The following is a 13,575-nucleotide window of genomic DNA, read 5'->3' as shown; positions in this document are numbered from 1 at the left end:
GCCACGGGTACCGCCCCATCTCGACGACCTCGGCGACGGTGAACGGTGTGTCCGGCCGGTTCTGCTGGGTCACCAGTGAGCGTGCCCGTGCCAGTTCGCGCGCGTGCATCCCCGCGATGTCGATGCCGTCGACCATCACCCGGCCCGCCTGCGGGGTACGTAGGCCCGCCATGACCGACAGGAGCGTCGACTTGCCGCACCCGTTGGGGCCGACCAGCACGACGAGTTCACCCGGCGAAACCGCGAGAGTGACATCGCGCACGACGAGCCGACCACCGAGTTCGACGTCGATGTGTTCGCCGAGCAACCCGGAGGTGGTCGCTGCTTCCGTGGTCACCACCCGGCCCCCGCGTTGCGACTGCGGCGCAGGAGCAGGAAGAAGACCGGCCCGCCCACGATCGACGTGAACAGGCCGAGCGGCAGGCTCGCCGGAGGCATCACGGTGCGGGCTGCGAGGTCGGCGGCCGCGAGCACCAATGCGCCGCCGATGACGCTGGTCGGCAACAGGATCGAGTGTCGGGGTCCGACGATGAGCCGCATGAGGTGCGGCACGATCAGTCCGACGAACATCACGATCCCCGTGAACGCGACGGCGGCCGCGGTCAGGATCGCCACCAGGACGATGACCTGGCGACGCACCACTTCCACGTTGACACCCAACGACGCGGCCTGCACCTCGCCGAGAGCGAGCAGATCGAGCTTGTGCACCAACAGGAACGACGCCGCGACGGCGGCCACGACCAGCGGGAGAGCCACCCACACCGGCCCCCAGCCGATGCCCTCGAGTGAACCCAGTTGCCAGAACACGATCTGTTCGCGGGCGGTCGTCGACGCGATGAAGGTGAGATACGCGATGATGCCGAGCGCGAAGGCGTTGACCGCTATCCCGGTCAGCACCAACATGATCGGCGACGACGAACCGTCGCGGAGCGAGAGGACATAGACCGCTGCCGACGTCGCCAGGGCGAACACGAAGGCAACGGCGGCCAGCGCCCATCCGTTCACGCCGACACCGCCGACGACGATCATCAGCGCTGCGCCGACAGCGGCGCCGGAGGACACACCGACCACGCCCGGTTCCGCAAGGGGATTGGCGAGCACGCCCTGCATGAGGCACCCGCCCGCTCCGAGTGCGGCGCCGACGATGAGACCCATCACGATTCGGGGGAAGCGAACGTTCCACAGCGTGTACTCGCCGATCTCGGCCGGAAGCGGTCCGATCGACAGGTGGAGGTGGTGTGCGAGGCTGCCGAGGACCTCGACGGGCGACACGCTCACCTGCCCGACAGCCGCCGAGGTGATCACCACCAGAACGGTCAACACCACGAGAGCCACGATCACGACGACGCCGGGTACGCGGCCACCGCGGGTCGCGAGACGCCGGGATCGTGACGGTGAGCTCTGCAGGGTCATGCGTAGACGGCCCGGGCGAGTGCGCCGAGCACCTTTCCGGTGTCCGGCCCGAAGGAGAGCATCTCCGTCTCGTCCATCTGCACCACTCGACGCGCCTTACCCGCACTGGTCTGCGAGACCCCGGGGAGCGCGAGGACGCCGTCGAGCCCACCGACCGATTCGGCACCCTGGGTCATCACGAGGATCACGTCGGGATTCGCGGTGAGCAGGGCCTCGGTGGTGACCTGGGTGAATCCCGGCTTCAGGCCTGACGTCGTGCCCGCGTCGGTGCCACCGAGCGCCGCGATCAGGTCGTCGGCTCCCGATTGAGGTCCGGACATGAGCACCAGTCGTGGGCCGCGGATGTAGAGAAACGCCATGCGCGGATTGCCCGACGGGTCCGGCACCGCTGCTCGAGCGTCGGCGATCTCGTTCTCGGTCCGTGTGACGAGTTGCTCGCCTGCCTGCCGGACACCGAGGGCCGCGGCGACGTCGCGGATGAGAGCGGGAGTGGTGGCGATGGTTCTCGTCGAGGTGAACGCCACGACCGGGATACCGGAGTTGCGGATCTGGTCGACGGCGCCCGGCGGCGTCGTGTCCTCGTCGACGAGCACCACGGTGGGGTTCAGTGCCAGTACCGCTTCGGCGCTGAGCGTGTGTCCGTTGGTCGTGACGAGGGGGAGTTTCGACGCGGACGGGAACGTCGTCGACGTGTCGCGGCCGACCACGCGCGATCCGAGACCGAGCGAGAACACGGTGTTGGATAGTGTTCCGTTGCGGTCGATCGCGATGATGCGGCTTGTATCGGCGACCGTCACGTTGCCGTGTCCGACGGAGTCGACCGTCGCGGGCAACGTGATGGCAGGTGTCGTGGTGACGGGCACGACATCGGAGTTGGGAAGTGTGGCTGTCGAAGGCCCGTTGCGCAGGTGTGCGGTCGCGGCAACCGAACTGCTCGTCGGCTGTTGGATGGGTGCGGTGCTACATCCCGCGGCAAGCGCGACGAACGCTCCCAGCACCACCGCGAGCACCCGTGAAGACCTCAATCGCTCGCGACCTCCCGCTTTCCCCGACGTGCCATCTGTGCCACCTGCAATGTGTCGGCTTAGTCTCACCTTAGTCGTCGTACCGACCACGACGAGCAAGGGATCTGGCTCTCGACCGGCCTTGGCTGTAGCAGATTGCTACACTGGGCAGAGGTTCGTGGTCAGGAGGAGTCATGACGAACGTCGCCGACAAGGTAACTCGTTTCTCGTCGGAGCTCGTCGACGCCGCGGCGTCGGAGGGTCGACGCGAACAGCGCTCTGCGCGCCAGCAACTCGAGCACTGGGTGCGGGTCGGTCGTGAGGTGTCCGACCAGCGGCAGGTCGCCCGACGTCGCGTCGAGGCCGCGCTCGCCGGACGGCTCCCGCTCGGTGATCTGTCGATCGAGGAGGGGGCGGTGTTCAACGCGGAGATCGCTGCGTCTCTCGAAGAGTCGCTCGCCACCGGCAATCATGTCGCCGATCGCGCGGCTCGTGGTCTCGCGACGGTCGCCCTCGATGAGCAGGGACGTGTCGTGAAGCATCTCCCTGACGGTACGCAGATCGTTCTGTGAAGCGGCTCGACCTCGTCGTCGGGCCGAACGGTTCTGGTAAGACGACGTTCGTCGAGCAGCGCCTTGCGCCGCTGTTGCCGGGCAGCGTGTTCGTCAATGCCGACGTGATAGCCCGCGATCGCTGGCCGGATGGTCCCGAGGCGCACTCCTATGAGGCTGCACGGATCGCCTCGACAATCCGCGAAGCGCTGATCGAGCAGGGCGAGTCGTTTGTTGCCGAGACCGTGTTCTCGCATCCGTCGAAGCTGCACCTGGTAACCCGCGCGCGACGCTCGGGCTACGTCGTGGTCCTCCACGTGGTACTCGTGCCGGTCGAACTCTCGGTGGCACGTGTCGCCGAGCGGGTGGTCGAAGGTGGACATTTCGTACCGGAGGAGAAGATCCGCGGAAGGTATGAGCGTCTGTGGGCTCTGGTGTCTGCCGCGATCGGCATGGTCGATCACGCGACCGTGTACGACAACTCTGCTCCCGACGTCACGCGGATCGTCGCACGTTTCGTCGACGGCGACCACGCGGGCACGGCGCAGTGGCCGTCGTGGGCGCCCGACGAACTGATCGAGATCACGGAGCCTAGTCTGGAGATATGACCGTGCGAACTGCTCTGCGACCAGGAAAGCCGACACCCATCCGGCAGGTGCCCGACTCGATCGAGCGCCCGGAATACGCGTGGAAGCCGACCGTCAACGAGGGGCACGAACCGTGGGTCCAGACTCCCGAGGTCATCGAGAAGGTGCGTGTCGCCTCCAAGATAGCCGCCAATGCACTCGCGGAAGCCGGTAGGGCCGTGGCCCCCGGGGTCACCACCGACGAGCTCGACCGCATCGCCCACGAGTACATGATCGATCACGGTGCCTACCCGTCGACGTTGGGCTACAAAGACTTTCCCAAGTCATGCTGCACGTCGCTCAACGAGGTCATCTGTCACGGCATCCCCGATTCGACGGTCATCGAAGACGGCGACATCGTGAACATCGACGTGACCGCATACATCGACGGCGCGCACGGCGACACCAATGCGACGTTCTTGGCGGGCGATGTCTCGCAGGAGGTGCGAGACCTGGTGGAACGCACCAGGATCGCCACCGAACGAGCGATCAAGGCGGTCAAGCCGGGGCGTGAACTCAACGTCATCGGCCGGGTGATCGAGGCGTACGCAAATCGATTCGGCTACACCGTCGTTCGTGATTTCACCGGGCACGGAATCGGGGAGACGTTCCACAACGGACTCGTCGTGCTGCATTACGACCAGCCCAACGTCGACACGGTCATCGAACCCGGCATGGTGTTCACGATCGAACCCATGATCAACCTCGGTGGTCTCCCGTGGGAGATGTGGGACGACGGTTGGACGGTCGTCACCGCGGACAAGAAGTGGACCGCTCAGTTCGAGCACACGCTCGTCGTCACCGACGACGGCGCCGAAGTGCTGACGATTCCCGACAACTAGAGAGTTCCGTGGAGGCCGGTGCGTGGCCGCACTGGTAGTCGCGGCTGCGTGAGGAGGTTGCACGACGTGGGTCAGCCATACGGCCCCAACCCGGAACCGTTCGGCGGGAGGGGGCCCGTCGGTTCGGGACAGCCGCCCCAGGCTCCGGGGCCGAACTACGGTCAGCAGCCCCAGTACGGCCCTGGGACTCAGCATGGTCAGCAGCCCCAGTACGGCCAGCAGCCCCAGTACGGTCAGCAGCCCCAGTACGGTCAGCCGCCCCAGTACGGCCAGCCGCCTCAATACGGCCAGTCATACAGCGGTCAGGGTGGCCAGCCCTTCGGGCAGTATCCCGGTCAACCGTATGCCCAGCAGCCCGGCATGTTTCCGCCCGGCGGTCGGCCTCCGCGGCGCACTGGCACGGTCTGGTGGATCGTCGGCGGGATCGTTGCGGTGATCGTCGTCGTCTTGGTCGTCGCGGTCGTTCTGGTGTTCACCCTCGGAGGCAACGGCAGCAGGTCGACGCCCACCGCCACCGCTGCCGCGTTGCTCCTGCCGCAGTCCGCTTTTCCCGTTGCCGGCGGCACATTCAGCGAGTCGAGTGGTTCGTCTGCCAACACCGACAAGGCCGACGACGCGATCAGTGTCGACAAACCGGAGTGCAAACGGCTCGGTTTCGGTAGTACCGCCAGCGGTGACGGCGCGGCGCGCATCCAGACGATCGGCGACAGTAGCTCCCTGACGTCGGTCACCTATTCGGCGCTCGTCGAGAAGTCGGACGACCCCGACCTGACGTCCAACCTCGACCACCTCATGACAACGTGCAAAGACTTCACGGCAACGGTGACGACGTCCGGTGCGAGCGTGGCCTTCCCGATCCACATCGAACCGCTCACGGTGTCCGGCATCGACGGGTCGTACCACGCGCTGACCATGACGGGCTCGGCCAGCGGCGGGTACAGCACGTTCACCCTCAAGTCCGTGATGGTGATCGGTGTCGAGCGCGGGGTCGTCTTCGTCGAGGAATACGACTCGTCGGGTACCTCGACCGCATCGACGCCGGACTCTGACGCCACCCGCAATCTCGCCACGATGTTCAACAAGCAACGGTCGATCATCGCCGGTGCCGACTGACCGTACCGCTGCTCGTGCGGCGTCGATCACGCGCTGCGGGCGCCGCCCTCGACGTGAATCGTCTCACCGGACACGAAGCCCGCGGTGAGTAGCCACTCGGCGGCGTCGACGATGTCGTCGACGGCTCCGACGCGACCGGCGAGATTGCCCTCGGCGACACCGTCGAAGAACGCGCCGCGGTCGGCAACGGGCATCTCGTCCCAGGTTCCCGAGTCGATGATGCCGGGCGAGATCGCGTTCACGCGAATGGGTTTCAGCTCATTGGCCAGATGACTGACCGCAACGGAGACTGCGCCGTTCGTCACGCCCATGACAGCGAACCCCGGCGATGGTTTCCATGCGGCGACACCCGAGAACAGGGTGATCGATCCGCTCGGGGGCATGTGTGGGGCGAAGTGCTTGGCCAGCACCATCGGCCCGATCACCTTGGCGTCGAAGGCCTTTGCCGTCGCGTCGTGGTCGAGTTCGGACAGCGGTACGTTGTGGTGCGCCGCGGCAGTACTCACGATGTGGTCGACCGCTCCGAGCTCGGCTGCGGCGTCCGCGATCGACTGTTCGTCGGTGATGTCGAGGGCGATGGCGCGTCCCGTGCGAAGTGCGGCGGCGGCCTTCTCCGCTGAACGGATGTCGCGTGCGGCGATGACGACCGATGCGCCCGCCGCGTCGGCGCGCTGCGCGATCGCCAACCCGAGATTCTTTGCGCCGCCGACGACGAGGACGGTCGTGCCGGCCAGTGTGATGTTCGTGGCGGGGGTGCTCACGTCGTGTGTAGTCATGACAACGTTCCTTTCGGATTGAGTAGGCTGAACGACAGTCACGGTATGGATTTGATACCGGTATCTTCAACGAAATCGTCGGCGATCAGCGCAGATCGGCGAGTGGTCGAGCTCGAGAGAGGGGTTGCGATGTCCAAGGCGTACGACGTGATGGCGGCCTCGTGCCCGAGCCGGATCGTCCTGCACCGCATCGGGGCACGATGGACGGTCTTCGTGGTCACCGCCCTCGCCGACGGATCGATGCGCTTCAGTGCGCTCAAGGCGCACATCGAGGGCATCACGCCGAAGGTGCTCACCGAGACGCTGCGCGCTCTGCAGCACGACGGCCTCGTCGATCGCCTCGACCTCGGCGGTCAGCCGCCGCACGTCGAATACCAACTCACCGATCTAGGTCGCTCGTTGCTGGCTCCACTCGCCGCGGTCCGCGCCTGGGCCGAGGATCATGTGCCCGACGTCGAGGACGCCCACCGGCGGTTCGCGGACGGTGATCCCTCGGGGGCGCCCGCCGACGACCCGTCCCGGTAGGGTGTGCCGGTGACGCGGTTACTGGGTGCGCTGCTCGTGGGCGGCACGAGTTCGGATGCGGGCAAGAGCCTTGTCGTCGCCGGTCTGTGCCGTGCGCTCGCCCGCGACGGGGTACGGGTCGCACCGTTCAAGGCCCAGAACATGTCGAACAATTCCGTGGTCACTCTCGACGGCGGTGAGATCGGCAGGGCCCAGGCACTCCAGGCCGCGGCGTGTGGATTGTCGCCGTCGACGCGGTTCAATCCGGTGCTCCTCAAACCGGGCAGCGACCGACGCTCGCACGTCGTGGTTCAAGGCAAGCCGGCAGGTGATGTCGGGGCACGCGACTATCTCACCCGCCGCGCCGAGCTGCGCGATGTGGTCGCCGATGAACTTGCTTCCCTGCGTGCGGAATTCGACGTCGTGATCTGCGAGGGCGCCGGCTCTGTCGCGGAGATCAACCTGCGCGACTCCGACATCGCCAACATGGGCCTGGCGCGAGCTGCCGGGCTACCCACTCTGCTGGTGACCGACATCGACCGCGGCGGATCGCTCGCGCACCTGTTCGGCACCACAGCCATCCTCGATCCCGACGACCAGGCGCTGATCGCCGGCTACGTGATCAACAAGTTCCGCGGCGACCAATCCATCCTCGACCCAGGACTACGCACGCTCACCGCGCTGACCGGTCGCCCCACACTCGGCGTTCTCCCGTTCGTCGACGACCTCTGGATCGACGCCGAGGACTCGCTGGCCGCTCCGGTGGGACGCAGGGTCGGACCGCCCGACACACGGAGTACAGACGGGGCGCAGCGCCTCACCGTCGCCGCGATCCGGCTGCCCCGCATCTCCAATTCCACCGACGTCGAGGCGCTTGCGTGCGAACCCGGCGTCGACGTCACCTGGGTCGCCGACCCGTCGTCGATCCGCTCGGCCGACCTCGTCGTCGTGCCGGGGACGCGTGCGACCGTCTCCGATCTCGCGTGGCTGCGTGAGCGTGGGCTCGACGTCGCGCTGGCTCAACGGGCGTCGCGCGGCGGATCGATCCTCGGGATCTGCGGCGGTTTCCAGATGCTCGGTCGACGAATCGTCGACCCGGTTGAGTCCACTGCGGGGCGCACCGGGCACGCGGCCGTCGACGGACTCGGCCTCCTCGACGTCGACGTGCGCTTCGACCCCGACAAGGTGCTACGCACCACAAGTGGCTTCGTCGACGGAGTCCGGGTCACCGGCTACGAGATACATCATGGTCGCGTCGTCGACTCGTCGGAGAAGCCGTGGATCGACGATGTCGAGCACGGACCGGAGGGCGCGTGCCGTGATGCCGTCCGGGGTACCCACTGGCACGGGTTGTTGGCTTCCGACGAGTTCCGGCGAGCCTATCTTCGCGACGTCTCCGCGGTCGCGGGCAAAGCGTTCTCACCCGCACCCGACACGAACGTCGCAGCGATCCGCGAGAGGCAACTCGATCTCATGGCCGACCTGGTGCGCACACATCTCGACTTGGACGCTCTTCGTGCCATCGTCGCCGCCGGCGGGTCGCGCCGGCCACCGGCGATAGTCCACCACCTGGTTGGGGGCCAGTGAGAAATCCGACGTGCCAACCCGGGGGTCGGACCGATGCGACGCCGCTAGGGTTGGTGGAGTGGAAACTGAGCGGCGCGAGATCACTGTCGGCGACCTGACCTTCGACGTCCGCGTCGGCGGCCCCGACCACGGACCGTGGGTCCTCATGTTGCACGGGTTCCCTGTGAACAGCTCCTGCTTCGACGACGTCGCCGCTCGCCTGCACGAATCGGGTCTGCGCACGATCCAGGTCGACCAACGCGGCTACAGCCCGGCCGCGCGCCCCGCGGACGTCGAGGCCTATCGCCTCGACGCGCTGGTCGACGATGCCCTCGGCATACTCGACGCGATGAACGTGCCCTACGCGATTCTCGTCGGACACGACTGGGGAGGGATCGTCGCCTGGCATCTCGCAGGCAAGCATCCCGACCGTTTCACCGGATTGGTCGTCGCGAGCACAGGTCATCCGCTGGCGATGCGTGACGCCATCAAATCCGCGGACACCACAGACGACCAGCGCGAGAAGTCCTCCTACATCAAGGACTTCATCGCAGAAGGCGCCGAGGAGAAGCTGCTTGCACGCAATGGCGTGCTGCTACTTCGCGCAGGCGTGACCGCCGACGAGCTCGCACCGCTGAAGGAGCCCGGAGCCCTCACCGCAGCGCTCAACTGGTACCGCGCCAACTTCACCGGCGACATCGCGGCGACACTGGCGTGTCCACCTGTGGAGATCCCGACAACGCTGGTGTGGTCCGATGGCGACACAGCGCTCGGCCGCGCTCAGGCGGAGGGGAGCGGACGCTACGTCTACGGCGACTACCGATTCTGCGAGCTACCCGGCGTCGACCACTGGATTCCGCAGAAGGCCGCCAAGGAGCTGGCCAGCGAGATCTCGCTGCGGTCCGCGGTGTTCTAGACGGTCAGAACTCCAGTCCGAGCAGGGCGTTCTCCAGCACCTCCGGCATCGCCGGGTGGATCCAGTACTGCCCGCGCGCCATTTCCTCGACTCCCAGCCCGAAGCTCATCGCCTGGATCGCGGGCTGGATCAACGTGGGTGCCTGCGGTCCGATGATGTGCACTCCGAGGAGCTGGCGGGTGTCACGATCGGCGATCACCTTGCACGCGCTGGTCGTGTCCTCCATCGCCCAGCCGTAGGCGACGTCGCCGTACTCCTGCACCTTGACGGCGATGTTGTGGCCCGAATCGCGTGCCTCGAACTCAGTCATGCCGACCGCGGCCACCTGCGGGTGGGTGAAGACCGCCGCCGGCACCACGCTGTGCTGAAATGAGTCGAGATCTGTTGCATCCCAACCCTTCAAGAGATTCACCTGCACCACGCGCTGCTCGTGGTTGGCCACGTGTTTGAGCTGGAACGGGGAGCTCACGTCGCCAAGCGCCCACACCCCGCGCGCACCGGTCCGACCGTGTGAATCCACCTCGACGCGTCCGTCGTCGGTCAACTCGAGGCCGATCGTCGCGAGCCCGAGGCGATCGCCGTTGGAGACGCGGCCCGTGGCGACGAGAAGCACGTCGGCCTCGACGACCTCGTCACCTCCCAACGTCAGACGCACGCCACCGCCTGCACGATCCTCCGCGGCGACGAGGTCACGGTTGAGGCGCACATCCCACTTGCCTGCCGCGATGTCGGTGAAGCGGGTCGACAACTCGACGTCGAGCTTGCGGAGCAACATCGGACCACGCGCGAGGATCGTGACATCTGTGCCGAGTGAACCGAAGACATGCGCGAATTCGGCTGCGATGTAACCGCTTCCGAGGATGACCATGCGTCGTGGCAGGTCGGGCAGACGCATCACGTCGTTGTTGGTGTGGTAGGTCACCCCGGAGGAGGTGATGACCTCCGGGATCGTCGGTCGCGACCCGGCAGCGATCACCACCTCACGGGCGAGCACCACCGCATCGGCAGTCACGAGTCGGTAGTTGCCGTCGTCGTCGCGTCCGTCGAACTCGACGTGGGAGTCGTAGACGGTGATGTTCTCGCACTTGAGTTCGCGGTACTGCAGTCCGCCGGTCGAAATCGGATCGATACGACCGAATACCCTGTCGCGGATCGCAGGCCAGTCGACGCTCTCCACGCGCGAGTGCACACCGAAACGGTCGCCGTCGGAGGCGATGTCGGCCACCTCTGCCGGGTACACGAACATCTTCGTCGGGATGCAACCGACGTTCAGGCAGGTTCCGCCGTAGATTCCCTCCTCGAAAATGGCGATGCTCTTCTGGTCGAATCGGTCGTCGGGGATGGAATTACCGCTACCGCTCCCGATGATCGCGAGATCGACCGTCTGCGTGCGGGGCGTCGTATCGGGAAGGGTGGTCATGATGCGTGCTCCTGTCGGATCGGCTCGACCACGGAATCGAGCCAACGGTCGACCTCCGCGTATGCCTGAGCGCGGGCGGACGCCACGGACAGGAACACGTCGTGGCGGGCACCGGTGATGGGGGCGACCGTCACATGCCCTCCGAGTGAGCCACTCCACCGTGCGATCTGTGAGACGTCGAGTACGGCATCCGCGACGTCGACGGCGGAGGAGTAGTTCTTGGCGAATTTCGTCTTGTCCGAGCGCAGTACGAGTGTCGGGACACCGACATCGATGCCGTGGTGGAGATGCCGCTGGCCCGAGCGAACAGCGTTGAGGAAGCCGAAGGTGACCGGGAATCCGCCCAGCGGCTTCATCGTCAGGTCGTAGGACCACTCTCCGTGCGAGTCGACGTGGAGGCTCTCGCCGTATGCCCCGGACAGTTCGCGCGACAGCTTCTCGAATGGCCGCACGGCGGCAACGCCTTTGATGAACATGGTCACCGGATAGCTGCGCAGCACCGGCTCGCCCTGCAGGTCGAGCCACGGGCTGTTGAGCAGGAGTCCGGAGACGCGGGCATGGCGCTCGGGCGACGCGGCGCGGAGGCGGTCGAGCCACAGCGGGGTGATCAGGCCACCCGTCGAATGCGCCGCGACGAGTACCGGAGTGTCGACGGAGAAGTCATCGGCGATCGCGTCGAGGGCGAGTCCGAGTTCGAGGTCGTAGACCGCGAGGTCGCGCGCGAAATGGGGCGTGTGCTGGGCGAGAAGTGAACGGCCACACTTGCGCAGGTCCAGCGCGTAGAAGGCATACCCACGCTCGTGGAAGTGGTCGGCGAGCGGTTCGTGGAAGAAGTAGTCGGTGAAGCCGTGGACATAGAGCACAGCACCCTTGCTCGCATGCGCCGACGTGGTCGGTTTGCGTATCAGGGTCGCGGTGATGGGGTCCTCGCCGTCCGGGTCACGACCGAGGTCGAACGTCCGTACCTCGTATCGATCGAGCAGTCGGTCGGGCTGCCACCCCGAGTCGAAGGCCGTTCCGTCAGACGGTGTTCTCGCCGTGTTGCTGGTCGTCGGGGACGTCTCTGCCGGGGGCGTCGAGGTGTTCGACGCGGGGGACTTCGACGCGGGGGACACAGTCACGATTCCCACTGTAAAGGTGCACACGGCACGAGTACGCAAGTGTCATCCGGCCCACACTTGGTGGAGGCGATTCGGGCCCAGTCACTCGCATGGGGAACAATGGTCCCAAGTGGACGACGATCGTCCGGGCAGCACACAGCCGTGCTGTCGAACCGAAGTCTGAAGTGGGGTCCGACGTGTCTGAATCGGTGATCAAGACGGACGTCGCGCTGGTGGGCGCTGGAATCATGAGTGCCACCCTGGGCGCGCTGCTGCGGCAGGTACAGCCGGACTGGACGATCAGCCTGTTCGAACGGCTCGACGCCGCGGCCGGCGAGAGCAGTGATCCGTGGAACAACGCGGGTACCGGCCACTCCGCGTTGTGTGAGCTCAACTACACGCCGAAGACTGCCGACGGTGGCGTCGACATCACCAAGGCGATCGCCATCAACGAGCAGTTCCAGGTGTCCCGACAGTTCTGGGCGTACTCCGTCGACAACGGGATCATCTCGCAGCCCTCGGAGTTCATCAATCCGATTCCGCACGTCAGCTTCACCCACGGCGACGCGGGTGTCGACTACCTGCGCAAGCGCTACGACGCGCTCTCCAAGGAAGTCCTCTTCGAGGGCATGGAGTACATCACCGATCCGGCTGAGTTCTCTGCGCGGCTCCCGTTGATGTCGGCGGGTCGGGACTTCTCCGACCCCGTCGCTCTCAACTGGTTCACCGAGGGCACCGACGTGGACTTCGGTTCGCTCACCCAGAAGCTGTTGAACTTCGTCGGCAAGGGTGGCGACATCTACTTCGGCCACGCCGTGACCAACCTTGACAAGCAGTCCGACGGAAGCTGGATCGTCAAGGTGCGCAATGTCCGCACGGGCGAGAAGTGGACCGTGCACGCGAAGTTCGTGTTCGTCGGAGCGGGCGGCGGCGCGCTGCACCTTCTGCAGAAGTCGGGCATCAAGGAGGCCAAGGGCTTCGGCGGATTCCCCGTGTCGGGTGAGTTCTTCCGGTGCACCAATCCCGAACTCATCGAAGAACACCACGCCAAGGTGTACGGCCAGGCCGCGGTTGGTGCGCCCCCGATGTCGGTGCCGCACCTCGACACCCGCGTCATCAACCACCGCCAGGGACTGCTGTTCGGTCCCTACGCCGGCTGGTCACCCAAGTTCCTCAAGAGCGGCAAGATGACCGATCTGCTCAGTTCGGTCAAGCCGGGCAACCTGCTGCCGATGATGTCCATCGCTCCACAGGAGTTCGGTCTGCTCAAGTACCTGATCAGCGAGCTCGCCGCCAGTCCCGCGGACCGTGTCGACACGCTGCGCGAGTTCGTCCCACGCGCGATCGGCGACGACTGGGAGATGATCACCGCGGGCCAGCGTGTGCAGGTCATCCGGAAGAACGCCGAAGGCATGGGCGGAAAGCTCGAATTCGGTACCGCCGTGGTCGCTGCCGGTGACGGCACCATCGCAGGCCTGCTCGGTGCATCTCCCGGTGCGTCGACCGCCGTTCCGGCGATGCTGTCGGTGCTCGAACAGTGCTTCCCGACCGAGTTCACCCGCTGGACCCCGAAGCTGACCGAGATGATTCCGTCGTTCGGCAAGAAACTCTCCGACAACGCCGACCTGTTCCACCAGGTCTGGGATTGGACGAGCAGCAGCCTCGAGCTGCGCCGCGACACCGTGGTGCGCGCGACGGACGCCGACGTCGAGCCCGCCCCCGCCGGTTGAGTTGTGACGTGCGC

14 protein-coding genes are annotated in these 13,575 nt (G+C 66.2%); 8 read left to right on the top strand and 6 right to left on the bottom strand.

The features are described 5' to 3' along the window. The 3 genes from GOOTI_RS09650 to GOOTI_RS09640 all read right to left on the bottom strand — a co-directional run. The coding region (locus GOOTI_RS09650) for an ATP-binding cassette domain-containing protein (RefSeq protein ID WP_007238399.1) at positions 1–340 on the bottom strand (340 nt) is incomplete at its 3' end. Further along, positions 334–1,413, bottom strand: a complete 1,080-nt coding sequence (locus GOOTI_RS09645; protein WP_007238398.1) for a FecCD family ABC transporter permease — start codon at positions 1,411–1,413, stop codon at positions 334–336. The genes GOOTI_RS09650 and GOOTI_RS09645, both read right to left, overlap by 7 nt. Continuing rightward, positions 1,410–2,423, bottom strand: coding sequence for a heme/hemin ABC transporter substrate-binding protein (locus tag GOOTI_RS09640; protein WP_007238397.1), 1,014 nt, complete (start codon positions 2,421–2,423; stop codon positions 1,410–1,412). The genes GOOTI_RS09645 and GOOTI_RS09640 overlap by 4 nt, the downstream gene beginning before the upstream one ends. A gap of 188 nt (positions 2,424–2,611) precedes the next feature. Here GOOTI_RS09640 and GOOTI_RS09635 point away from each other — a divergent pair, with 188 nt between their 5' ends. From GOOTI_RS09635 to GOOTI_RS09620, 4 genes are all read left to right on the top strand, one after another. Next, the gene (locus tag GOOTI_RS09635; RefSeq protein WP_007238396.1) at positions 2,612–2,989 is read left to right on the top strand and encodes a TA system antitoxin ParD family protein; all 378 of its coding nucleotides are present in this window, start codon (positions 2,612–2,614) and stop codon (positions 2,987–2,989) included. Then, on the top strand, positions 2,986–3,576 hold the full coding sequence (locus GOOTI_RS09630) for an ATPase (protein WP_007238395.1): 591 nt from the start codon (positions 2,986–2,988) through the stop codon (positions 3,574–3,576). The genes GOOTI_RS09635 and GOOTI_RS09630 overlap by 4 nt, the downstream gene beginning before the upstream one ends. Next, complete coding sequence (map, locus tag GOOTI_RS09625) at positions 3,573–4,436, top strand: type I methionyl aminopeptidase (RefSeq protein WP_007238394.1); 864 nt, start codon at positions 3,573–3,575, stop codon at positions 4,434–4,436. Before GOOTI_RS09630 ends, map begins: the two co-directional genes overlap by 4 nt. A 66-nt stretch (positions 4,437–4,502) precedes the next feature. Then, complete coding sequence (locus GOOTI_RS09620) at positions 4,503–5,549, top strand: hypothetical protein (RefSeq protein WP_007238393.1); 1,047 nt, start codon at positions 4,503–4,505, stop codon at positions 5,547–5,549. A 26-nt stretch (positions 5,550–5,575) separates the two neighbouring features. Here GOOTI_RS09620 and GOOTI_RS09615 read toward each other — a convergent pair whose 3' ends face one another. Continuing rightward, complete coding sequence (locus GOOTI_RS09615) at positions 5,576–6,325, bottom strand: SDR family oxidoreductase (RefSeq protein WP_007238392.1); 750 nt, start codon at positions 6,323–6,325, stop codon at positions 5,576–5,578. A 129-nt stretch (positions 6,326–6,454) separates the two neighbouring features. Between GOOTI_RS09615 and GOOTI_RS09610 the strand changes: the two genes are divergently transcribed. From GOOTI_RS09610 to GOOTI_RS09600, 3 genes are read left to right on the top strand one after another with little or no spacing between them, the layout of a single operon-like run. Then, positions 6,455–6,850, top strand: a complete 396-nt coding sequence (locus GOOTI_RS09610) for a winged helix-turn-helix transcriptional regulator (RefSeq protein WP_007238391.1) — start codon at positions 6,455–6,457, stop codon at positions 6,848–6,850. A 9-nt stretch (positions 6,851–6,859) separates the two neighbouring features. Continuing rightward, positions 6,860–8,416, top strand: coding sequence for a cobyric acid synthase (locus tag GOOTI_RS09605; RefSeq protein WP_007238390.1), 1,557 nt, complete (start codon positions 6,860–6,862; stop codon positions 8,414–8,416). A 58-nt stretch (positions 8,417–8,474) separates the two neighbouring features. Beyond that, positions 8,475–9,311: an alpha/beta fold hydrolase gene (locus tag GOOTI_RS09600; RefSeq protein WP_007238389.1), complete on the top strand. Its 837-nt coding sequence runs from the start codon at positions 8,475–8,477 to the stop codon at positions 9,309–9,311. Positions 9,312–9,315: 4 nt separating this feature from the next. On the opposite strand, the gene GOOTI_RS09595 is transcribed toward GOOTI_RS09600, so the two are convergent. Further along, entirely contained in the window at positions 9,316–10,731 is a 1,416-nt protein-coding gene (locus tag GOOTI_RS09595; protein ID WP_007238388.1) for a mycothione reductase, read from the bottom strand. Further along, positions 10,728–11,714: an alpha/beta hydrolase gene (locus GOOTI_RS09590; RefSeq protein WP_051997928.1), complete on the bottom strand. Its 987-nt coding sequence runs from the start codon at positions 11,712–11,714 to the stop codon at positions 10,728–10,730. Before GOOTI_RS09590 ends, GOOTI_RS09595 begins: the two co-directional genes overlap by 4 nt. 314 nt (positions 11,715–12,028) lie before the next feature. Here GOOTI_RS09590 and mqo point away from each other — a divergent pair, with 314 nt between their 5' ends. After that, positions 12,029–13,561, top strand: coding sequence for a malate dehydrogenase (quinone) (gene mqo, locus GOOTI_RS09585; RefSeq protein WP_039993853.1), 1,533 nt, complete (start codon positions 12,029–12,031; stop codon positions 13,559–13,561). Positions 13,562–13,575 lie beyond the last annotated feature (14 nt).

It is taken from the genome of Gordonia otitidis NBRC 100426 (assembly GCF_000248075.1).
Lineage (GTDB): Bacteria > Actinomycetota > Actinomycetes > Mycobacteriales > Mycobacteriaceae > Gordonia > Gordonia otitidis.
This window is presented reverse-complemented; position numbering and strand designations above follow the sequence as displayed.